The 22,754-nt window shown below is 50.4% G+C and carries 22 protein-coding genes and 5 tRNA genes; 9 read left to right on the top strand and 18 right to left on the bottom strand.

All coding sequences use genetic code 11. The annotated features are described in order from the left end of the window. Positions 1-38 precede the first annotated feature (38 nt). Positions 39-959: a glutaminase B gene (glsB, locus tag EHW58_RS04510; RefSeq protein ID WP_172970002.1), complete on the bottom strand. Its 921-nt coding sequence runs from the start codon at positions 957-959 to the stop codon at positions 39-41. 88 nt (positions 960-1,047) lie between these two features. Next, positions 1,048-1,764 carry a tRNA (guanosine(46)-N7)-methyltransferase TrmB gene (gene trmB / locus EHW58_RS04515; protein ID WP_069363412.1) on the bottom strand — a complete coding sequence of 239 codons (717 nt, stop codon included), beginning with the start codon at positions 1,762-1,764 and terminating at the stop codon, positions 1,048-1,050. 201 nt (positions 1,765-1,965) lie between these two features. Here trmB and mutY point away from each other — a divergent pair, with 201 nt between their 5' ends. The 7 genes from mutY to EHW58_RS04550 all read left to right on the top strand — a co-directional run bounded on the left by mutY (position 1,966) and on the right by EHW58_RS04550 (position 5,055). After that, positions 1,966-3,054, top strand: a complete 1,089-nt coding sequence (mutY, locus tag EHW58_RS04520; protein WP_172970003.1) for an A/G-specific adenine glycosylase — start codon at positions 1,966-1,968, stop codon at positions 3,052-3,054. Further along, entirely contained in the window at positions 3,051-3,323 is a 273-nt protein-coding gene (locus tag EHW58_RS04525; RefSeq protein WP_046074030.1) for an oxidative damage protection protein, read from the top strand. The genes mutY and EHW58_RS04525 overlap by 4 nt, the downstream gene beginning before the upstream one ends. 99 nt (positions 3,324-3,422) lie before the next feature. After that, the gene (mltC, locus tag EHW58_RS04530; RefSeq protein WP_152795006.1) at positions 3,423-4,565 is read left to right on the top strand and encodes a membrane-bound lytic murein transglycosylase MltC; all 1,143 of its coding nucleotides are present in this window, start codon (positions 3,423-3,425) and stop codon (positions 4,563-4,565) included. 135 nt (positions 4,566-4,700) lie between these two features. Beyond that, positions 4,701-4,776 (top strand) — tRNA-Phe (locus EHW58_RS04535). Between the two features lie 45 nt (positions 4,777-4,821). Continuing rightward, positions 4,822-4,897: transfer RNA gene (locus EHW58_RS04540), tRNA-Thr, on the top strand. Between the two features lie 2 nt (positions 4,898-4,899). Then, a tRNA-Phe gene (locus EHW58_RS04545) sits at positions 4,900-4,975 on the top strand. 4 nt (positions 4,976-4,979) lie between these two features. Next, positions 4,980-5,055: transfer RNA gene (locus EHW58_RS04550), tRNA-Asn, on the top strand. 174 nt (positions 5,056-5,229) lie between these two features. Here the strand turns inward: EHW58_RS04550 and EHW58_RS04555 are convergent. Genes EHW58_RS04555 through EHW58_RS04610 form a run of 12 tightly spaced genes read right to left on the bottom strand, consistent with a single transcriptional unit; the run spans position 5,230 to position 17,089 of the window. Then, positions 5,230-6,918 (bottom strand): SpoIIE family protein phosphatase, encoded by a 1,689-nt coding sequence (locus EHW58_RS04555; RefSeq protein WP_152795007.1) that lies wholly within the window; start codon positions 6,916-6,918, stop codon positions 5,230-5,232. A 10-nt stretch (positions 6,919-6,928) separates the two neighbouring features. Further along, a complete protein-coding gene (locus EHW58_RS04560; protein ID WP_046074027.1) occupies positions 6,929-7,228 on the bottom strand; it encodes an STAS domain-containing protein in 300 nt (99 codons plus the stop codon). A 9-nt stretch (positions 7,229-7,237) separates the two neighbouring features. Then, a complete protein-coding gene (locus EHW58_RS04565) occupies positions 7,238-8,404 on the bottom strand; it encodes a methyl-accepting chemotaxis protein (protein WP_152795009.1) in 1,167 nt (388 codons plus the stop codon). Then, positions 8,394-9,446, bottom strand: a complete 1,053-nt coding sequence (locus EHW58_RS04570; protein ID WP_152795011.1) for a chemotaxis response regulator protein-glutamate methylesterase — start codon at positions 9,444-9,446, stop codon at positions 8,394-8,396. Before EHW58_RS04570 ends, EHW58_RS04565 begins: the two co-directional genes overlap by 11 nt. Next, entirely contained in the window at positions 9,446-10,093 is a 648-nt protein-coding gene (locus EHW58_RS04575) for a chemotaxis protein CheD (RefSeq protein WP_152795013.1), read from the bottom strand. Before EHW58_RS04575 ends, EHW58_RS04570 begins: the two co-directional genes overlap by 1 nt. Before the next feature lies 1 nt (position 10,094). Next, on the bottom strand, positions 10,095-10,940 hold the full coding sequence (locus tag EHW58_RS04580) for a protein-glutamate O-methyltransferase CheR (RefSeq protein ID WP_152795015.1): 846 nt from the start codon (positions 10,938-10,940) through the stop codon (positions 10,095-10,097). A 2-nt stretch (positions 10,941-10,942) separates the two neighbouring features. Beyond that, the gene (locus EHW58_RS15955) at positions 10,943-13,336 is read right to left on the bottom strand and encodes a methyl-accepting chemotaxis protein (protein WP_152795017.1); all 2,394 of its coding nucleotides are present in this window, start codon (positions 13,334-13,336) and stop codon (positions 10,943-10,945) included. Positions 13,337-13,339: 3 nt separating this feature from the next. Further along, positions 13,340-13,810 (bottom strand): chemotaxis protein CheW, encoded by a 471-nt coding sequence (locus EHW58_RS04590; RefSeq protein ID WP_046074021.1) that lies wholly within the window; start codon positions 13,808-13,810, stop codon positions 13,340-13,342. An 8-nt stretch (positions 13,811-13,818) separates the two neighbouring features. Continuing rightward, a complete protein-coding gene (locus tag EHW58_RS04595) occupies positions 13,819-14,316 on the bottom strand; it encodes a chemotaxis protein CheW (protein ID WP_046074020.1) in 498 nt (165 codons plus the stop codon). Between the two features lie 9 nt (positions 14,317-14,325). Then, the gene (locus EHW58_RS04600; protein WP_152795019.1) at positions 14,326-16,428 is read right to left on the bottom strand and encodes a chemotaxis protein CheA; all 2,103 of its coding nucleotides are present in this window, start codon (positions 16,426-16,428) and stop codon (positions 14,326-14,328) included. A 21-nt stretch (positions 16,429-16,449) separates the two neighbouring features. Beyond that, positions 16,450-16,809: a response regulator gene (locus tag EHW58_RS04605; protein ID WP_046074018.1), complete on the bottom strand. Its 360-nt coding sequence runs from the start codon at positions 16,807-16,809 to the stop codon at positions 16,450-16,452. A 22-nt stretch (positions 16,810-16,831) separates the two neighbouring features. After that, on the bottom strand, positions 16,832-17,089 hold the full coding sequence (locus EHW58_RS04610) for an STAS domain-containing protein (RefSeq protein ID WP_152795021.1): 258 nt from the start codon (positions 17,087-17,089) through the stop codon (positions 16,832-16,834). 363 nt (positions 17,090-17,452) lie between these two features. On the opposite strand from EHW58_RS04610, the gene EHW58_RS04615 reads away from it, so the two are divergent. Both EHW58_RS04615 and EHW58_RS04620 read left to right on the top strand, forming a co-directional pair. Continuing rightward, positions 17,453-17,528: transfer RNA gene (locus EHW58_RS04615), tRNA-Phe, on the top strand. A 297-nt stretch (positions 17,529-17,825) separates the two neighbouring features. Next, a complete protein-coding gene (locus EHW58_RS04620) occupies positions 17,826-19,088 on the top strand; it encodes an HD domain-containing phosphohydrolase (RefSeq protein WP_152795023.1) in 1,263 nt (420 codons plus the stop codon). Positions 19,089-19,099: 11 nt separating this feature from the next. Here EHW58_RS04620 and panC read toward each other — a convergent pair whose 3' ends face one another. From panC to pcnB, 4 genes are read right to left on the bottom strand one after another with little or no spacing between them, the layout of a single operon-like run. Beyond that, the gene (gene panC / locus EHW58_RS04625) at positions 19,100-19,993 is read right to left on the bottom strand and encodes a pantoate--beta-alanine ligase (protein WP_152795025.1); all 894 of its coding nucleotides are present in this window, start codon (positions 19,991-19,993) and stop codon (positions 19,100-19,102) included. Between the two features lie 11 nt (positions 19,994-20,004). Continuing rightward, complete coding sequence (gene panB / locus EHW58_RS04630) at positions 20,005-20,799, bottom strand: 3-methyl-2-oxobutanoate hydroxymethyltransferase (RefSeq protein WP_152795027.1); 795 nt, start codon at positions 20,797-20,799, stop codon at positions 20,005-20,007. 35 nt (positions 20,800-20,834) lie between these two features. Further along, complete coding sequence (gene folK / locus EHW58_RS04635; protein WP_077578745.1) at positions 20,835-21,326, bottom strand: 2-amino-4-hydroxy-6-hydroxymethyldihydropteridine diphosphokinase; 492 nt, start codon at positions 21,324-21,326, stop codon at positions 20,835-20,837. Beyond that, positions 21,323-22,687: a polynucleotide adenylyltransferase PcnB gene (gene pcnB / locus EHW58_RS04640; protein ID WP_152795106.1), complete on the bottom strand. Its 1,365-nt coding sequence runs from the start codon at positions 22,685-22,687 to the stop codon at positions 21,323-21,325. The genes folK and pcnB overlap by 4 nt, the downstream gene beginning before the upstream one ends. Positions 22,688-22,754: the final 67 nt, after the last annotated feature.

A 22,754-nucleotide genomic window follows, 5' to 3' on the forward strand; every position in this document is an offset into this window, starting at 1 on the left:
ATATTGCCCTTATGATCGGCACAACAATCGGAGACACATTAGAATATCGAGCGACCAATTCTCGCCGACAATAGCTCCAATGCGGCCGTCCCTGCCAGTGAATTACCAGAAGGGTCTAGCTCCGGCGACCAGACGGCAATCGACATCTCGCCAGGTACAATGGCAATAATGCCTCCCCCCACGCCAGACTTACCTGGCATGCCTACGCGATAAGCAAATTCACCCGCACCATCATACAAGCCACAAGTGGCCAACAGCGCATTCATCTGTTTACTTTGTGTAGGACTTAAAATCGCGGTGCTGTCAGACAGCGGTGTCCCTTTATTGGCCAGATAAAAGAACGCCTTCGCTAGATCGACACAGCTCATCTCTAACGCGCAGTAATGAAAGTAGTTGGTTAATACCGGCAACACATCGTTATCAAAGTTACCAAACGCGCGCATCAGGTACGCAATCGCCGCGTTTCTGTCACTGTGCAGCATTTCTGAATCCGCCACCCCTTTGTCATAACAAAGGTGCGGGTTGTCAGCGAGATGGCGAACAAACTCTAGCATACGTTGGCGCGGCGCAGATTGGCGCGTATGTAGCATATCGCTGACCACCAAGGCACCGGCGTTAATAAAGGGATTACGTGGGATCCCTTGCTCCATCTCAAGCTGAATTAACGAGTTAAACGCTTGTCCCGAGGGCTCTTTGCCCACACGCGTCCAGATCTCCTCGGCTTGATAGTTTTGCATCGCCAGTGTCAGGCTCAACACCTTGGAGATCGATTGAATAGAGAATGCCTCATCCGCATCACCGGCACGGATCACATCGCCATCGTTATAACACACAGCGATACCGAGCTTGTGATTAGCCACATCCGCTAATGCCGGAATATAGTCAGCTACCTTGCCTTGTCCAATTAATGGCCGAACATCAGCAAGAATTTGCTCGAGTAATTGCGCACTGGGTTTCACCGGCAGGATCCTTCTACAACATAGGACAAAAAAGCCAACGCTAGGTTGGCTTTAAGCGTGTCTGTGACACCGAATCACACGCGCGTTTTTAGGCGGTGCGCGTGTATTTGATATCCCAAACACCGTGGCCAAGGCGCTGCCCACGCTGCTCAAATTTAGTCAGAGGACGATCGTCAGGGCGTGGGACATAAAGCCCCTCTTGCGCCACGTTCTGATAGTGAGGCGCAGCCTCCATCACGTCAATCATATGTTCGGCATAGTTTTCCCAGTCGGTCGCCATATGGAATACGCCACCCACTTTCAATTTGTCGCGTACCATTTCTGCAAATGGCAATTGGACAATGCGGCGCTTATGGTGACGTTTTTTATGCCAAGGATCAGGGAAAAACAGCTGAACCGTGTCGAGGCTGTCTTTTGGCAGCATTTGCTCAAACACCTCGACCGCATCATGACACATCACACGTAGGTTGGTGACACCGGCTTCGCGCGCGGCCATCAAACAAGCACCCACGCCTGGGGTGTGGACTTCAATACCCACAAAGTTTTTCTCGGGGGCATTTTTAGCCATCTCCACCAAAGAAGCGCCCATACCAAAACCGATTTCCAGCACCACTGGGTTATCGTTGCCAAACACCTGCTGCCAATCCAGTTCGGTCGCCTCGAAGTCAATGCCCATGGTCGGCCAAGATTCGTTGAGCGCTTGCTCTTGGCCTTTGGTTAAACGGCCTTCGCGACGCACAAAGCTGCGTACTTTACGAATAACTTTGCCATCCTCGGTCAGTTCGGTTTTAGTGACTTCAGTCATGATTGAGTGCCTGTGATGCAGTGTTAGTGATGGTGGTGAAAAAGACCATCGATTGTTGGAAATCTAAACGGACTGCGCATTATGCAAAGTTTTCGCCATTGCGCAAGTTGGCCGCACTGATCCTATTAGTGTGCCTACTCGTTAGTGTACCCTGTGACCTGCCTTTGTGCACGTGTGAGCAAAACAATAAGAGAGAGCACAGTGAGTCAATCTTTTTCCGACGCCATTTTAAACTGGTACGAGCAATATGGCCGTAAAACCCTGCCTTGGCAACAAAACAAAACCCCGTATAAGGTCTGGCTCAGCGAGATCATGCTGCAGCAAACCCAAGTGAGCACGGTGATCCCATACTTTGAGCGCTTTATGACGCGCTTTCCAACAGTCACCGATCTCGCCAATGCCGAACAAGACGAAGTGTTGCACCTATGGACAGGACTTGGCTATTACGCCCGCGCCCGCAACCTACACAAAGCCGCACAAGTTATCGCCCGCGAGCACAACGGCGTGTTTCCTACCACACTCGAGCAAGTCATGGCGCTACCTGGTGTCGGGCGCTCAACTGCCGGCGCAGTGCTATCGCTATCGCTTAATCAGCCCCATCCTATTTTGGATGGCAACGTCAAACGCACCTTGGCACGCTGCTATGCCGTCGAGGGCTGGCCTGGGAAGAAGCCGGTAGAAAACAAGCTTTGGGACATCGCTGAGGCACTCACGCCCGCCACGGATACCGATAAATACAATCAAGCGATGATGGATATGGGTGCCATGGTGTGTACTCGCAGCAAGCCTAAGTGCGAGCTTTGCCCGGTCGCAGACCGCTGTGAAGCGCGCGCGCAAGGCCGTCAGCTTGATTTTCCCGGTAAAAAGCCCAAAAAGACTCTGCCCGTAAAGCAAGTCAGCTTTTTACTCATTCAATACCAAGACGATATCTGGTTAGAGCAGCGTCCGCCCAGTGGTCTATGGGGCGGGCTATGGTGCTTACCGGAAGCATCAGAGCATACACTTGATATCGATATTGCCGACAAGCTGCAGGGGATCAAACCGACTCATACTGAAGTGCTCACCGCGTTTAGACACACGTTTAGCCACTTTCACCTCGATATTGTCCCCGTCAAGGTGCGTGTTAATGAACGGCCGCAAATCATCATGGAAGCGAACCAAGGGCTTTGGTATAACTTGTCGCAACCAGCAAAAGTTGGGTTAGCGGCACCAGTGAAAAAGCTGTTAACCTTAGTAGAACACGAGCGCCAACAACATCTCACAGGCGATGACAAGGAGCCTAGACTATGAGCCGTACCGTATTTTGCCAACGTCTACAAAAAGAAGCCGACGGGCTAGATTTCCAGCTTTATCCCGGCGAGCTCGGCAAACGCATTTATGACAACATTTCCAAAGAAGCCTGGGCTGAGTGGCAGAAAAAGCAGACCATGCTCATTAACGAGAAAAAACTCAACATGATGGATCCTGAGCACCGTAAGGTGATCGAAGAAGAAATGGTGAAGTTTCTATTCGAAGGCCAAGATGTGCATATCGACGGTTATGTGCCACCCGAGGCCTAATTAACGCGGCCCCGTCCACACTCGGGCATCGCCAAGGCTACAAAGCACCCGCATTGTGTTAATCTCAGTGCGGGTGTTTTTTATACTAATGCAATAACGATGACGCGAATACTTTGCTTGTTGGTGTGCTGTTTTAGCACCTTGCTGTCCGGTTGTAGCCGCGAAAGCGTAGAAAAATACGTAGGCGTGGATTATCAAACCACCAATCGGTTTGCTAAAAATCTAGCGCCTATCCCCGGCCAGTTCGAAAAAGACATCGACGCCCTGAATCAACTGATTAGCCAGTTCACCGGCAACATTGAGGTGCGCTGGGGAGAAAACCAAGTGTTCGTGTCAGGCAAACGGGATTACGTCAAATACACAGACAATTACAAAAGTCGGGCGCGCATTGATTTTGAACGCGGTGTTATCCGCGTGGAAACCGTCGCCACTGATGCACCGAAGTCTCACCTCAAACAAGCCATCGTCACCACCTTACTCACGCCCCGAGATCCGGCTTCCGTCGATCTGTATTCTGCGGCGAAAGTGCCACTCAATGGACGCCCATTTCTCGAAGGACAAGTGGTGGATCATGAAGGAAAAACGATTACTTGGGAGTGGCGCGCCAATCGCTTTGCTAACTACCTAATTGACAAGCGGTTAAAAAAGAAAAAAGTGCGTTTTCAAAACATGTATTACGTCACCATTCCCATGGTGAACGATCATGTTGCCAAGCGCCGTTATCAATATGCCGATATCGTCCGCCGTGCATCCAAGCGTTACGGCATCTCTGAAAAACTGATTTATGCGATCATCAAAACCGAAAGCAGTTTTAATCCTTATGCAGTGAGTTGGGCCAATGCATATGGATTAATGCAGGTGGTTCCCAAAACGGCTGGCCGCGATGTATTCAAGCTGGTAAAGAAGCGTAGTGGTCAACCTACGCCTAAGTATCTTTTTGATCCTGAGCGAAATATTGATACAGGCACCGCCTATTTTTACATTCTTAAAAACCGCTATCTTAAAGCCGTACGCGATCCACTCTCTTTGCACTACAGCATGATCTCCGCTTATAACGGCGGAACAGGGAATGTCCTGCGCACGTTTGATAGCAATAGACGCCGAGCCATGCAGGATTTAAACAAGCTGCGCCCGAATCAAGTCTATTGGGCATTGACTCACCGCCACCCCTCTTCGGAGTCTCGGCGCTACTTGCAAAAGGTCACCCGCTATCAAAAAGCGTTTTCTAAACTCCCCCAATAAAGGGTGGTGAGCGCCGATTTTTGCTTGTTTTTATCGCACTTCGCTGGGTTTTTATCCAAACAATGCGATATCAGCACTTTTTTCAAAAAAACAGTTGACGGTGACACGGAAAATCCGTTTAATAGCGCCCCGTTAGCCCGGATAGCTCAGTCGGTAGAGCAGGGGATTGAAAATCCCCGTGTCGGTGGTTCGATTCCGCCTCCGGGCACCATATAATGAAATAATGGTGTGACACACAGTATTTCGCGATTTGTGTGCCGGCTTAGCTCAGTTGGTAGAGCAACTGACTTGTAATCAGTAGGTCGCCAGTTCGACTCCGGCAGCCGGCACCATTGCCTCGATAGCTCAGTTGGTAGAGCAGGGGATTGAAAATCCCCGTGTCGGTGGTTCGATTCCGCCTCGAGGCACCATTATTCCCCCATAGTTCAGTTGGTAGAACGGCGGACTGTTAATCCGTATGTCACTGGTTCGAGTCCAGTTGGGGGAGCCACCTTTAAAGAAGCGCTAGCCGAAAGGTTAGCGTTTTTTTTGTTTGGCTATCGCCAAATATGTCACTGGGCTAGGCGCCCCCGTTGAGTCCAGTTGGGGGAGCCACCTTTAAAGAAGCGCTAGCCGAAAGGTTAGCGTTTTTTTTGTTTGGCTTGTTTGGCTATCGCCAACTATGTCACTCATTCATCTGTAATTTGAATACCACATCGACTTGACGCCCTTCATCACTGTAAATGACCTCCTCACAGATTGATTGCACCAGAGTAATCCCTCGACCGGAAAGGCTATCTGCATCATGATTTTTATCATGTAAGTGCCACTGATAGTCGAACCCGTCTCCCGTGTGTGACAAACGCATGTTAAAGAAGCCTTCTACAGGCTGATAAACCAAATCAAGTTTAATGGCGTAATCCCCGCTCAACGCGTTGAGCTTGGCTTGCCGCTCGCTAAAGTAATGCAGTAGGCCATCCACATCGTCTTTACTCACCGACTGCATGCCTAAAATGCCATAGTCCAGCGCATTGGTGATAAGCTCTGACGCCACGGTACAAATCAAATCTAAGTCAGTACTCTCGCCGACCATCCCTTTTACACGGCCGCGCAAGTCCCTAACAATATCCGCTTCTTTTAGCAAAGCCGTATCAAACACGATGTGAGTTGTTGAAGGGACGACCGAATAAGTCGCGCTCTTTTCGGAAAGTGGCTCACGAGGAGGGGCTATCAGCGGAAAGGTCAGCTCGAGCATAGACACATCATCCGTGACACCATTGTCACCGGCAAAGGCAGTTAAGGTACGCTTGGTTTGTGCTATCAAACTGCCTTGACAGCCACTTAAGGTCCGAATCAGCCCTACTTCGCCCAACTGCTTACCTGCGCTATTGCGTGCTTCTGTTACGCCATCGGTAGCAAAAAACAAGCGTTGGCCCGGCTGAAGTGCTAATCGAGTGATAGTGGCATCAAACTGCCCTTTTGCTTGTGCGCCTAATGCCATATGCCGACCTTGGTATGAGGCGAGTACTTGCCCGTGTTTATCCAGACAATACGCATCGGGTAGCCCGCCACTCCAAACGTTAACCGTCAGGCCATCTGGCATCACCTCCACCAACGCGCCGGCAAGTAAGGTGCCAACTGGCATAAAAGTACAGATATGCTCATTTATTTCAATGGCCATATCACCCACAGGCAACCCTCGTCTTGCCGTGGCGATAAAGGTTTTAACCGCAGGAATAGTACTGATAGCGGCGGGTAAGCCATGCCCAGTGGCATCCGCAATCATAATATAGAGTCCACCAAATGGTCGGCGGAGAACCATGGTCACATCACCATTAAAAAGGCTAAATGCGCCTGAGAACGTCTCGACACCCGGCACGCCATCAACATTGAACGACATCAAGCGCTCAAATATCTGGCTAGCCATGGCATGTTCGTAAACGGTGGTTTCTTGGAATTGCTTGAGCTGGTCGCGTTGATGGCTAACTTCTCGGAATAAGCGAACATGGCGCAAATGCGTGCGCACCTTGGCGATCAGCACGGCGGTGTCAACGGGTTTGCTGACAAAGTCATCCCCTGTTTTCAAGCAGTTAGCAAAGATATCAGGATCACTGACCCCGGTAAGGAACACAATCGGCAGCAATGTTTGCGGATAGCGATTCCTTATCTCTTGCGCCATGTCAAAGCCATTGAGCTTGGGCATATTCACATCTGAAATGATGAGATCAGGAAACATTACAGGATCAATATTCTCGAGGAGCGATAACGCTTCTTGGCCATTCATCGCCATACTGATATTGTCTGTTTCGGTCTTTAATGCCGCGGCAATATAATGTACTAATGCCGGTTCATCATCCACTACCAAGACGTTCATAGGCGCTTACTCACTCAATGTGGAATTTCTTTTCAAACTTGGCAATCAATAGCACCCGTTTTATCGCATCAGAGCAATTGACCAGCTTGATCGCACCATTAGGCTTATCGAGATAATCTTGCATATTGAGCAATATCCCCAGTCCCGCACTGTCCATATAAGTCGCTTCCCGTAAATCGACGATCACGTCCTTCCCTTTAAGATCCACATAGGCGTTACGCACTTCCTGAACCAAAGCGAAGTTAAACTCGCCCTTTACATGCAAAACGGCTTGTTTTTCATCACTCGATATGTCGCGTTTGATATTCATGAATCATCCTTAAAATAATTCAATGTCACCCTCGTCTAACGAGGCTTGTTTCGCTGGCGCTCGCGCCGCAGACCCCGCTTTTTCCTCTATCTCATTGACCTGTTGGTTGAGTTGCGGCCAGTCGATGGTATCGTCCGCCATGGTGTTAATAATGAGCTCGTTCAATTCTTCTAAGATGTGCAAGTTATCGAGTATGTGCCCACCTTGTTGCGATACAATGTCGGCAAACTGGAGGTTTTTGATACACGTGTTCACTTCACTTTGCACTTGCTCGCCCAGAGAGGAAACGCGTTCTATCTCTTTACCCACTTCATCATTGACCTCTTTAACCCCTTCAAGGAGCGAATCAATATAGTCTTTCGAGCGAATTGATTCGGTCATATCGAGCGAGGCGATCTCCCCCACTGTCGACTTTGTTTTATCGACGCTGTCTTGGGCCAAATCGATGTGTTTGTGGATTTCGGTATTCAGGTCGGTCGCTTTAATCGCGAGGGAACGAACTTCTTGCGCCACCACCGCAAAACTGCGCCCATTCTCCCCCGCTCGCGCCGCTTCAATCGCCGCGTTAAGCGCCAATAAGTTGGTCTGCTCCGACATGGCCTGCACATCATCCAACAGCTGGAACACTTCATTGAGCTTGCCGGACATCTCTTCAATGATATAAATCGACGCCACGCTTTTATCACTGACCTTCACCATGATGTCGATATAGCCATCAATGGCTTTCTCAGTGGCTGGCAACACCTTGGTGAGACTGTATTCACTTTCATCATTATAGAGCAGCTCATTGGCCATTTTGGTGGCAGTGTTGACCTGATCACGACAGGCACTTTGCATCGCGAAAAAGCTGTTGTTAAGGCTTTCTACCGAGTGATCAATCACCTCACGTTGGCGTGAGAGTTGCTCACGGATAGGGACGAGTTCAATAGACAGAATATGGTGGATACGACGCAAAATTTGCTGAGGCTCATCGCCCGTCTCAGTGCTGTCAGAGGCGCCATGCTGAGTGATAGATTGCGCTGTGTGGCGTAATTGCCACAGGTGCCAGCTCATGCTGACGAGCACAAGCCCAGCAAGCGCCATGGTCTGCCAAGACATTGACCAAAGCGCTAACGCAACCACACTGACCATCGTCAGCGCAGGTGGCCAAACAAATGTGTAGCGATTAGCGTCCATACACGGCCTCCACTAAAAAATTTGCCACTTCGGTTAAACACAGCGTCTTTGCCACGCCACCAAGTTCGATCGCGACTCTTGGCATTCCCCATACCACAGAACTCGCTTGGTCTTGCGCAGCAGTAAGTGCACCGGTTTGATACATTTGCAGCAAACCATTTGCACCGTCTCTGCCCATCCCGGTTAATATCACACCAATAGATTTCTCTCCCACCGACTCTGCGATGGATGAGAACATCACATCAACCGATGGACGATGTCGTTCAACCGGGTCACTATTAGAGAGCTGACAATACAAATGCCCTTGTCGATTAACGACGGTAAGGTGTTGGTTTCCCGGCGCCACATAGACATGCCCTTGTACCAAAGGCACCCTTTCCGAAGTCACTTCTTCAACCTGCAAACGACACGCACGGTCTAACCGCTTGGCGAAAGGGCCACAAAACGCCGCTTTGATATGTTGCGTCACCACAACCGGTGGCATGTGGGCAGGCAGACGTTCGAGGACGCCGCGCAGTGCCTCTGTTCCTCCCGTCGATGCCCCCAAACCAATGACTTGATAGCCCCGGCGGTTATAATGCTGACGATCGATGGTGACATTCGGCTGTTTATGCCAACTCTTTGTTTGTCCGACATTGGCCTGGGCAGCCATTTTCACTTTGCTGACCAGCTCATCACGCTCGCGAGTGATCGCGGTCGCGCTGTTCGCTGAGGGCTTAGGCACATAATCCACCGCGCCGATTTCCAGTGCCGCCAAGGTGACATCTGCACCATGCTGAGTCAGGGTCGAGACCATGATCACGGGCATCGGCCGCAAACGCATCAGGTTTTTAAGAAACTGGATGCCATCCATTTTGGGCATTTCAACATCGAGCGTGATCACGTCGGGATTAAGCTTTTTAATCTTCTCGCGCGCCTCGTAGGGGTCTGCCGCTGCGCCAACCACTTCTAACTCAGCGTCACTTTCTAGGCATTCTCTTATCAAGGTGCGATAAAGCGGCGAGTCATCGACAACTAACACTTTGTAGCGATATTGGCTCATCAGAATAACTCCACATCTTGCTCGTCGGCGCCATCATTGTAAGACTCCTGCAGCAAGCGCTGGTTGTATTGCGTTTCTTCCGCCACCAACTCTTTTTGGCTCAACGATTGAATCTTCTTTACCCACGCTTTACCCGTGCGCGGCTCGAAAAGTACCCGGCGTGGAAATGCCAACCCAAGGTCTTCAGATATCAAGGGGAGTTGCTCATTGATGACATATTGGCGAACAAAATCGATATTCTTACGGCCAATCGCGATGTTTTTCCCCATGATATTGCCACCACCAAACAGCTTTACCCGCAGCCGGTTTTTCACCGCACCTTGTTGCAACAAAGAGTTGATCAGAATTTCCATCGCGTAGTTGCCGTAGCGCGCGGCACGCGACAAATTCTGTTCGGGTGTCCAGGTGGACTCCGCCTCTTCTAGCTTGAGTGGCAACATAAAATGGTTCATGCCTCCAACTTGAGCCAAAGGGTCCCAAATACACGCGGCAATACATGAGCCCAAGCCTGTGGCAATCAGCTCATCATCAGAGCTAACATAAACATCGCCAGGCTGGAGCTTCACCATGTGCTTATCATGCTCAGGACTAAAAAAACGTTTTAGTGTTTTCTCATGCGCATGATGTAATTCCAACGCTTGGTGCATATCACTCCCGTTTGCGATACATAGTGTGGCCTAAGTTATCGAACCTCTCTGCCATCTTTCCGATCCCTTCCGAGTGGCCGATAAAAAGCACACCGCCGGGAACAAGCTGCTGCCAAAACCGCTCAATGAGTCGCTGCTGTGTATCGCGTTCAAAATAGATCATCACGTTGCGACAAAAGATCGCGTCCATTGCGTGCTTGTGAGGCCACTCCCCTTTTAAATTCAGTTGTTTAAAACTGATCACATCACGAAGCTGACGCTTGGCCTTAAACAAGTCTTGTTTGATGCCTTTTCCTTTTAAAAAGCCGTTTTGCAAATACGCTTTGGGGATGGTGTGCGCCACTTCCAAACTGTAAGTGCCATTACTGGCGGTGTTGAGCACCTGGGTATCTAAGTCAGTGGCAAGAATTTGTACATCTAATTGCCCCTCTAACATCCCATGACCCGCGAGCACGGAGGCGATAGTGTAAGGCTCTTCACCGGTCGAACAGCCCGCTGACCAAATCCGGATACGCTTTTGCTTCGCCGCTTGCCACTGCGGAATAAGCTGATACGCTAAAAACTCAAAATGATGACGTTCACGAAAGAACTGGGTTTTATTGGTGGTTAGCGCGTTAATGAAGGCCACACGTTCATCTTTGCTCTGCTCCACCAACGCAAAATAATCATCAAAAGTCGCCATCCCTGTTCTGCGTAAGCAGCGCGCCAACCGGCCATACACCATGCTTTTCTTTTTATCCGCAAGAAAAATACCCGTTTCGCTTTGCATAAACTTCTGTACATAGTGGAAATGCCGTTGGCTAAAATCATAGGCGCCAGCCGACGAAGCATTCACTGGCGCTGACATGATTAAAACTCCTCCCACTCATCACTGACTTCATTGCTCGACGACTTTTGACTGTTCACTGCCTTGAGACGCGCTTTGGCGGCCTCACCATTGCGGTAACTGTCACTGCTCGCTCTAGGCGCTATCTTAGTCGTGTGAGTCGGGGTAACCTTGGGTTTCGAGCTCGGGGTTTGAATATCTGCGAGCTTGTCGGCATCAATATCCACTTGGAAGAAGCCAATCAAGTTAATTAACTCCGCGCCCTCTTCTCTCATCGACTGACTAGACGCGGCCGCTTCTTCAACGAGCGCAGCATTTTGCTGTGTCATTTGGTCCATTCGTGCCACTGAGCGTGTGATCTCATCAATGCCCGTGGCTTGCTCTTGGCTCGCCGCATTAATTTTGTCAATCAACTGGGAGACTTCCGACACCGACGCGACAATTTCTTCTAGCATTTCGCCAGACTCGTCCACGAGCTTCGACCCTTGCGTGACTTTTTCCACACTGTCTTTGATCAAGTCCTTGATCTCTTTCGCCGCGCCGGCACTGCGTTGCGCCAAGTTACGAACCTCGCCAGCAACAACGGCAAAACCACGTCCTTGCTCACCCGCACGCGCAGCCTCTACCGCCGCATTCAAAGCCAGCAAATTGGTCTGGAATGCGATTTCATCAATCACCCCAATGATGTCAGCAATTTTCTTGCTGGCATCGTTAATTTCCGCCATCGCATCCACGGTCTCTTTGACCACTTCACCGCCTTTGCGCGCTTTTTCACTGGCTTTAGTGGAGAGAGTATTGGCCGATGACGCACTTTCCGCATTCTGCTTCACGGTCGCTGTCATCTGCTCCATACTGGCAGCCGTTTCCTGCAGGTTAGCCGCCTGCTCTTCAGTGCGCTCGCTCAGGTCGTTATTTCCCTCAGCAATTTCGGCTGACGCAGACGCCACCCGTGCCGACGAATGCGTGATCTTTTCGACCATGTTACGAACGTTATTAATCGATGCATTGACCGCTTGGCTGAGATCTTCAAACTCGCCTTTGTAGTCTTCCGGCATAGTCGTTTTGAGATCCCCTTTCGAGACCCCTCGCATCACGCGAATACACTCGTTAAGCGGATCGACAACACTATCCAGTAACTGGTTGATCCCCTCACCGAGTTTTGCCATCGCGCCACGATATTTACTGGTATTCATCCGATCGCTCAGATTACCATCCGCCGCTTTTGCGATAAGACGCTCAACTTGGCGCTGACTATCCATTTGCTCGGTAATGTCCTCCCATTGCAGCGCAGGGCCAATGTACTCATCGTCATCGTCGTAGAGGGCAATACAATTAAGCGCAAATTCGAGTTCCCCGACCGTAATCTCAGCTTTAAATGGCATACGGTCGGGGTTGGCAATCACAGACTGTTGGTGCGCTGGGTTTTTGTGGAATTGGTCAATACTAGTGCCTACGAGTTTATCCGTTGAGAAGCCGGGGAAAATCTCGCGCATTTCATCTTCACGGCTCTTGAATAGCTCCGTCACTGCCGGGTTAAGATAGCGAATGGTACCGTCTTTATCTGCTAGCATTACATTGGTGGTCATTCCCTCGACCACGGCCGCCAATAATGAACGTTCTGACTCTTTCTTACGCCTTTCAGTGACATCACGCCACTCAATCGTGGTGCCTACATGCTTACCGTGACGGTCGTAACTGGCAGTGGCATGAAACTCAAAGCGCGCATCTTTAAAGCGAATATCCCGATTGATAGGCATCTTATCGGGGGTATGAAAGGTTTCGCGCTGCAGCTGAGGAAAAAGATAATCAATATGTTTGCCAAGAATATCGTCACGGCTGGCAACAAAGGCACTGTTTTTCGCCCGAAAGGTTTTCTCATGCTGTTTACACAGTTTTACCGCTTGCTCATTCACATGGGTGATTTCGCCCTGTCTTCCCAATAAAACGAACGCACTGTGAGTGTTATCCAATGCGCCTTTAAGACGTTGGTGCTCCTCCGCTTGGTGGGCGCGTGCCGTCACATCACACAGCTCAACACTGTAGCCTTGCCCATCGGCGACTTTACTGGCAGACACACGCAACTTGCCCGCGCCTAACTCGACAGTTTGGACCGATGGTTTGTCGTCAATAAGCTGCTGCCACTGTTGGTAGTCCACCAAATCCGCCGCAAGTATGCTGCTCATCGGTTTACCAAACAGCACTTCACTTTGCGCGGTGAAATCGACATTGCCGTGCTCGCGAATCGCGGCCTGATAACACTGCAACAGTTGCAACGCACGTCGATTAATCAAGGTGACTTGCTGCTGACTATCGAGCATCACAAGTGCAGCAGGCGCGACATTAAGTGCCGCTAACAGCTGCACATTCTGTTTGGTCTGTTGGTTGTCTTGCTGTACTTCCCTTTTAAACCACGCCATATTCTAGTCCTCGTTTGCGCTTTCCGGTTGTGCGCTTTGTTGTAACTGATCAAAGTCGAACAACTGTTCCAAGTTAATCAACACCAGGTGCCTGTCATTCACTGACGCAATGCCCTCCATGTACCACTCATCGTGTTGGTGCAGTCCCGGAGGGGCTTTAATTTGCTCTTTTTCCAAGTTGTGCACTTCAGCCACCGCATCCACGACGATACCGAGCGACACCCCTTGTTGGTTGCGAACAATAATGATGACGCTCATGGCGGTGAGCGTCGCTGGCGTCATACCAAAGCACTGGCGAATGTCCATAATGGGAATGTACTCCCCCCGTAACTCCAGCACCCCCAACATGTGAGGCAGAGTGTTAGGAATACGACGGACTTCCGACCACCCTCTCACCTCTTTCACATCGAGAATATGGACGCCGTACTCTTCATCCTCGAGTAAGAAACTTAAGTATTCTCGCGATTGCGCCATATCCCCACCTATATCCATCGCTCGATACGCAACAACTCATCCACATTCACCAACGACATCACCCGTTCGCCGACATTGAGTAAGCCACTGACATAAGCAATCACCTGAGAATCACCAAACGGAGGCATAATCTGTCCCTCCCCTTGATCAACCACATCGGAAACGGCATCGACCACTACGCCCATCACCTTGTTATTGGCGACTTCACTGGCGCGCAAAATCAGCACCACGGTTTCTCGGTGATAATCGACCTGTTTGGCCTGAAAGCGAATACGTAAATCCATCACGGGCACTATCATTCCGCGTAGGTTGATCACGCCCAAAATAAAAGTGGGCGAGCGCGGGATCAGTGTCGGTGACTCCCACACCCGAATCTCCTCTACCGTTTGGATATCGACGCCATACAGTTCGCCATCTAGTTCGAAGCTCAGATAGTCACTGCCTTGCAGTTGCTCAACACGATCATCGATATCGAGCACATTGTCTGATTCCGTTACCGTCTGCATCGCCTCTCCTTATGCCGCCGCGATATGACCGCTGGCATCGCTGACACGTGCTAAAAACTGAGTGATTAAGCCTTGGATATCTAAAATGAGTGAGACAGAGCCATCTCCTAGAATGGTCGCGCCTGAAATACCAGGCACGCGGGCATAATTTGACTCCAAGCTTTTGATCACCACTTGCTGCTGCCCGAGCAGCTCATCAAGCAGCAGGCCGACCTTTTTATCCCCGGCTTCGACCAAACAAAGCAGCTGTTTATCAAGATCGTCGCCACTGCTGCCGAGCTCAAACTCTTCTTTTAAACGAAGAATGGGAATGTTTTCTTCTCGCAACCGATAAAGCTGAACACCAGATGCGGTTTTAATTTGGCGGCTATCAATCTGAAGCGACTCAATGATAGAGATCAGCGGCACCACATATACTTGGCCTTCTACTTTCACCAACTGACCGTCTAAGATAGCCAATGTCAGCGGCAGGCTGATTTTAAAGGTACTGCCTTGCTCTGGTGCTGAGTGCACATCAATGTTGCCGCCCAGTTGCTCAATGTTGCGGCGCACCACGTCCATGCCCACGCCACGCCCTGACACATCAGACACTTGCTCCGCCGTTGAAAAACCCGGCGCAAACAAAAGATTAAAAACATGCGCGTCGGTCAGTTCACTGAGCGGGAGGTCGTCTGAAATCAGCCCTTTATCCAGCGCTTTGCGCCAGATCCTTTCTTTGTGTAATCCAGCGCCATCGTCACTGACTTCAATCACAATCGAGCCGCCCTGATGGTAAGCATTCAGATGCACTTTCCCTGTTTCAGGCTTGCCTTTTTCCGCGCGGACGTCTGGGGTTTCTAAGCCATGATCCACCGCGTTGCGAACCAAATGCACCAGCGGATCGGCAATTCGTTCGAGCACGGTTTTATCTAGCTCGGTGCTCTCGCCTTCAATAACTAACTCCACCCGCTTTCCCAACTGGGAGGAGAGATCACGAATCAAACGAGGGAAACGGTTAAAGGCAAAACTGATCGGCAACATGCGGATATCGAGCACGCTTTCTTGCAACTCTTTGGTATTGAGCATCAGTTGCTCAAGGCCAGATTGCAATTGCTCAATCCGCTCAGGGGAGAAGTCACTACTTAACTCTGCCAGCATCGACTGTGTAATCACTAGCTCGCCCACGAGGTTGATTAGGTTATCGACTTTGTCTATCTCCACCCGGATAGAAGACACACTGGCTTCGCTTTTCGCCGCAGGTTTGTTGGCTTTATTGGCAGCGGATTTGGGCTGAGAAGATGAGGCGGGCTTTTCCGGGGATTGTGGCACAGTGGCAGACGGTTCCACCTCAACCGGTTCGGTATCCACATCACTGGCCTCGCCACAATGGATAGGCGTAATCGTGAGATCGCACTCGTCTTCAACCCATTCAAAAATCGCTTCGATTTCATCACGTGGGACATGTCCATCAACCCGAATATCCCAACGTAAATACAGCTTTTCAGGGTCTAACTGCGCAAAACGTGGCAGTTGGGTCGGATCACAGCTAATTTCCGCCCCACCCGGTAATGCATGTAACTCACGCAAAATCCGGACAGGGTCATTGCCTGAAAACAACATATCCGGGTGAGGCACAAAGGTGATTAACCACTCTTCGATGTCTGCGGCCATCGCCTCCTGTGAGCCATGGTCACTCGATATCGGCTGCGTGGATAAAGCACTTGAAGAGAAATCAGCCGCACCGTCACTGTCCATAATCGCATTGAGGGCGGCAGTCACCGCATCTCGCTCGCTTTCGTCATACTCAGCCTCATTTTCGTATGCTTCAAGCATCGCGAGGATACAATCGCCACCACGCAGTAATACATCGATCGTGTGGCTGTCGAGCTGTCGCTTTCCCTCCCGAGCCTCGTCAAGCAAGGTTTCCATCACATGAGTGAAGTGACTAATATCGTCAAGATTAAAGGTGGCAGCCCCCCCTTTAATCGAGTGCGCAGCACGGAAAATGGTATTAATGGATTCAAGATCTGTCGCCCCCGGGTCAAGCGCCAAGAGCTCTCTTTCCAGCACTTCGAGGTTCTCACGACATTCTTCATAAAAGATGCGTCGTAACTGGTCCATATCCATGGCCATATCACCCTCCGTTGATGCGCCTTACAGCACGCGCTTTAGTGTTTTCAGTAAGGTATCTGGGTTGAATGGTTTAACAATCCATCCTGTCGCGCCCGCCGCTTTACCCGCCGATTTTTTCTCAGCAGACGCTTCGGTAGTGAGCATCAATATCGGCGTGAATTTGTACTGCTGCACGCCTCGCACTTGTTTAACAAACTCAAAACCATCCATCACCGGCATGTTGACGTCGGAAATGATGAGATCAAACTTTTTAGACTTTGCTTTTCGCAGTGCATCTGCACCATCATTCGCTGTTTCAACCTGATAACCCGCCTCTTTTAGCGTGTGGCTCACCATTTGCCGAATCGACACCGAATCATCCGCTGCTAGTATATTGGCCATCCTTTTACTCCTACTCCGTGTATCAAGTATTTAGCTTTAATAAAGTCGTCATGCCGGCATGTTGTGCCGAAGTATGTAAGCAATCCGGTACGTTTTGCCACTGAAGGTCATCACACGAAAGTACCAACCCCAGCAGTAATTGCAGGCCAGCACCATCGATTCGGCTCAGTTGGCTCGCGTCAATCACACATGAAGAGGCGTCCGCGACTTTCGCCTCCCAGTCCGCTTTGGCTTGCTGTACGTGAGAAACATCGAGAGATTTTCCGAGTTCTATTTGCATGGCTGAACCGCCCTAAACGGTTGTCAAAAAAAGATATCTCATTTGCTTGTTGAATAAGTGTAGCAATAATCAATCGAACAACTTATATAAGGCCTTATTTTTGCTGAGGAGGTTTTGGTCAATGCCTTGTTTATGAATCAGCACCATCAAGAATAGAAATTAAAAAACAATAAGATAAGAAAATCAGGCGGGATAAATGACAAAGCAAAGACACCTTTATGTGGCTTTTTGTCAATGCAAATTAATGAATAAGATCACAAAAAGTCGATATGCCAGGCAGGAATTCAGGTTTATACCCATGGAATGCGTCAGTTAAATAGACTTTGACATTCTTAGGTTAATGCTATTAAATAGAGCACCTTAGCCCGGATAGCTCAGTCGGTAGAGCAGGGGATTGAAAATCCCCGTGTCGGTGGTTCGATTCCGCCTCCGGGCACCATGTTTACGAAAATCCCTGCTTACACGAGTGGGGATTTTTTTATGCCGACACCGTGTCGGTGACCTTGCAGGCCGCACCTTGCAGGCCGCACCTTGCAGGCCGCACCGCTATAAACACGGTACGCAACGCTTTGCCACGACACCAAATGCATCCCCCTCTGGCACTTTTTGCTACCCTTTAAGTCGACTTCCGTTCAGTGCGATAGCGATTAGGCTTTTTACTCAACATCGCCTATTTATGGTAATCTGTTGGGGTTTATTCTTGTCTTTTACCTCATGGATCGAGTGTCATTAACGCATGTCAGCCAATAGCATTAAACTCTCAACAGAGCGACTTCAAGCCGGTCTTTATATCAAACTGCCGCTAAAATGGCGCGATCATCCGTTTATGCTTAATCGTTTTCAAATAGAAAGCGAGGCACAAGCGAAGGTGATACGCTCGCTCCCAACAAGCTTTGTCTACTACTACCCAGATAAAAGTACGACAGTCCCCTTACCCGCGCTGACAGAAAAAAAAGAAAACCCGGATGAAGTCGATCCACATGCAGTCAGCCGAGAAAAAGCGGCGATGGAGCAGGAAAAACAACAGCGCATAGAGGAACAACGCCGCTTTCGTGCTCGCATTCAAAAAGTGCAGAAGCATTATCAACGTTCGATGGCACAGCTACGGGCCATCAATATGAAGGCAGCCAACCGTCCACAAGCGGCTAACGAGGATGTCCGCATGCTCGTCGATAGCATGATGGTCTTTGGTAGCGAATCGAATGTCACCCTGCATCTAATGGACGATCCGAGCCTGGCAGAAGACATGTATGCGCACTCACTGAATGTGGCCGTCCTCGCGCTGATGTTGGCACGCAGTAACGGGTACGACAATGATCAGCTTCGCGCATTGATCACCGGCGCGGTGCTGCATGATATCGGTACCAAGAAGGTGCCGTCGGCCATCGTGCGAAAAAAGGAGCGACTGACAGAGCCGGAAATGAATTACTACCGTCAACATGTTAATTATGGGGCGGAGCTGGTAGCAGAAATGGAAGAGTGTACCCCTGAAGTCGAAACCATCATTGCCCAGCACCACGAGTTTGCTAACGGCAGTGGCTTCCCCAAAGGCCTATTGGGTGATGACATCGACGAAGCGGCGCAGATTGTCAGTATGGTGAACTTTTTTGACCGCTTATGTCGTCCTCAGTTTGGCGCATCCGCACGGATGCCTTTTGCCGCCTTGTCTCATCTTTTTAAAGACAATAAAGCCAAATTCAACCCGCGTCTGTTGGCACTATTTGTCAAGATGATGGGCGTTTATCCGCCAGGAACGGTGGTAAAGTTGTCGAATGACGATCTCGGCATGATTATCTCGGTGAACAGCTCTGCCCTACTTAAACCCAATGTGATGATTTATGACCCGGATATTCCTTCTGATCAAGCCACCATCATTGACATGCGTGACAGTGAGCTAGAGATAGACACGGCTGTGCCTATCTCTAAATTGCCAGACGCGGTAAAAGAATACCTGAAGCCGCGCACCCGGATTTCGTATTTTATGGACGCTGACGGCTAAGCGACGACACATTAATCGCCACTAGGATCAGCTTTGTCCGCTTTCTCGACGGCTCGATGCAGCTCCACCGTCAGGTTATCAATAAGGCGTGTCGTACCAAGATAGGCGGCGACGAGAATCACCGCTTGTCGGCTGTTTTCATGCAATTGCGCAAGAGACGTGGCGTCACGAATATAAAATTCATCAGGCTGTAACCCCGCCGCACGCAGTTGATCGTGAGCATCTTCAATCAGATCATCGAGATCACGACGCCCATTACGCATTTGTACACTCATCCAGCGCATGGTTTTCGCCAGCACTGGTGCACGTTGACGCTCATCGACGGTTAGGTTGTTATTACGGGAGCTCATCGCCAACCCATCGCTTTCACGCACGGTAGGCACACCAATAATTTCAATCGGCATAGCCATGTCTGCCACCAATTTGCGGATCACCGCCAATTGCTGAAAGTCTTTTTCGCCAAAGCAGGCCACCGCCGGCTGTACCAAATTAAAGAGTTTGCTCACCACGGTGGCGACACCACGGAAATGACCGGGGCGCGATGCCCCTTCTAACATGGTTGAAAGTCCTGGCACCTCAACTCTAGTATGTGCATCCAGTCCGTGTGGATAGAGGGTATCGGCCGTTGGTGTAAACACCAACTCCACGCCCTCCTCACGCAACTTGGTCAAATCATCATCCAATGTACGCGGGTAGTTGGTTAAGTCGTCCGCGCGATCAAATTGCATCGGATTAACAAAAATGCTAACCACCACCACATCGCCTTGCTCCCGGGCTTTGCGAACCAAGGTTAAATGCCCTTGATGGAGATTCCCCATGGTCGGCACAAAGGCGATGCGCTTATCCGCTTTTTGCCACTGGCTGATTTGATCGCGCAGTGGCGCCACCTCAGAAATTACCTGCATACTCGGTCTCTCTATTTAAACGTGTGGGCGGAACCGGGAAATTCGCCACTCGCCACTTCTTGCACATACTTAGCCACCGCAGCGCGCACATCACCGGCCTCTGCCAAGTAGTTTTTCGAGAACTTGGGCATGTAGTTTGCCGATACGCCGAGCATATCATGCATGACCAAAATTTGACCATCGGTGTCACCGCCGGCACCAATGCCAATCACTGGCACCGACACCGTATCGGTAATACGTTTAGCCAGTGAGGCGGGCACGCATTCAAGTAGGATAATCTGTGCACCGGCCTTCTCTAGCGCGACCGCATCGGCCACCATTTGCTCCGCTTTCTCTTCCTCACGGCCTTGTACTTTAAAGCCACCAAAGATATTCACCGATTGCGGGGTGAGGCCCAAGTGCGCACAAACCGGCACGGCGCGCTCAGTCAGCATTTTCACCGTATCAACCAGCCATGATCCGCCCTCAATTTTGACCATATTGGCGCCCGCTTTGATCAACGCTGCGGCATTGGTACAGGCTTGCTCAGGCGTTGCGAAGCTCATAAATGGCATATCGGCCATCAGCAAGCTGTTGGGACTGCCCGCTCGCACGCAACGGGTGTGATACGCCAGCTCGTCAACCGAGACTGACAAGGTATCGCTTTTTCCTTGCAACACCATGCCTAACGAATCGCCAACTAATAAAACAGGCACGTCCTGCTGCTCAAATAATTGAGCAAAGCTCGCATCATAGGCAGTCAAGGACGCAAACTTCTGCCCTTGCTGCTTCCAAGTGATCAGATCGGTAATTGTGATTTTTTTCATTGTGTCTCCCAAAGCCTGAAACTGGGGCCCACCGATTAAGCGTGATCGCTAATACGGGTTAAACCATTGCGATCAACGCGCGTCAGGCACGCGGCGAGGGTGCTGCCATCAGGCAGGCACAAGTCGGGGGCGATGTCGGCAAGTGGATAAAGCACGAACTCACGCACTTTCATGCCGTAATGTGGCACCGTCAGTCGCGGCTCATCAATGACGCGATTGCCATAGAGTAGAATATCGAGGTCCAAGGTTCTCGGTCCCCAACGCTCTGCTTTGCGTTCCCTGCCATAATCAAGCTCAATGGCTTGTGTTGCATCCAATAGTGTCAGAGGGTCAAGCTGGGTGTCCAGCGCCGCGACGGCATTAACATAATCGGGCTGATCGGTCGGCCCCATGGGTTTGCTGGTATAAAGGGCTGATACTGCCACAAAACGACTCTGCGGCAGTGTCTTTAACGCAGCAATCGCCTGTTTGGCTTTTTCTACAGGCTCACCGAGATTGCTGCCAATGGCGATATATACCCGATTCATGCGTCTGAATTTGACTGCGGTTTACGCCGACGTGGCGGTCCCTTACGCCGACGAGACTTGGGTTTACGCGTATTATGAGCTTTATTGATCGCACGCACCATTTTTTGGCGGCCACTTTGATCTGCACGCTGAAAGTCTCGCCACCACGCACACAGCGCTTCGGTCTCTTCACCTTCGACCGCACCGCGCATCTCGAGCAAATCAAATGCCGCTCGGAATTTTTTCTCGTCCAGTGTTTTAAACGCACGCGCACCAGTGCGACGAGTCATACGCATTTGCAATTGCCACACTTCACGTATCATGGCGGTGAAGCGCCGCGGAATGGCGATGGTCTTAACTTGCTCATCCACAATGTCACTGGCGGCCACCATGAAGGCATCGTAGTAGCTCAAACCACTCTCAAATGCCATTTCTTCCGCCCGTGTCACCAAGGGATACCAAAGCATGGCAGCAAATAAGAAAGCCGGATTAATGCGCTGTTCGTTAACCACCCGCTTATCAGTTGAGCGTAATACCTGCTCTAACATCTGTTCCGTTTGGCTAGATTGCGCTTCGGTAAAGTGCGCGGCCACGGCAGGGAAAAGCTGCTGAAATAAATTATACTCGCGCAACATTTGGTACGTCGCGAACCCTTGACCGGACTGCAACAGCTTCAAGCTTTCTTCAAACATTCGCGCGGCCGGGATGTCTTGCAATAACGGCGCAAGCTCGACAATCGGCGCCGCTGTCGCGCTATTAATCGTCATATCAAGCTTAACCGCAAAGCGCACGGCGCGTAGCATCCGTACCGGATCTTCACGGTAACGCGTTTCAGGATCACCGATCAGGCGGATAACGCGGTTATTGAGATCATCGAGCCCCCCCGCATAATCCCGAATAGAAAAGTCGGCGATATTGTAATACAGCCCGTTCACCGTAAAGTCACGGCGCTGCGCGTCTTCATCGATGGTGCCATATACATTGTCACGCAATAGCATCCCGTCTTCCGAGCGAGCGGTTTGCTTATCTTTTTCGCCTTTACCGTGATGGCCTCGGAACGTGGCGACCTCGATCACATCGCGGCCAAATAAGATATGGGCAAGACGAAAACGCCGCCCAATGAGCCGGCAGTTACGAAACAGCTTTTTGACTTCATCTGGCGTTGCGTCGGTCGCAATATCGAAGTCTTTGGGTTCACGCCCCAACAATAAATCTCGCACACCGCCACCAACGAGGTACGCTTCAAAGCCCGCTTTGTGCAGGCGATAAAGCACTTTCAGCGCATTTTCGCTGATACCTTTGCGCGAAATGCCATGTGCTTTGCGGGGGATAACTTCCAACTTAAGATCCTCAATTTCGCGTGTTTTACTATCACGATTCAGAACCTTACGGCAAAAGCTGGTCACTCGATTAAAGATAGCTCACCTCGTATTTAATTGTTCGGGCCAT

Origin of the sequence: Salinivibrio sp. VYel1 (assembly GCF_009377945.1) — a bacterium.
Taxonomy (GTDB): domain Bacteria; phylum Pseudomonadota; class Gammaproteobacteria; order Enterobacterales; family Vibrionaceae; genus Salinivibrio; species Salinivibrio siamensis.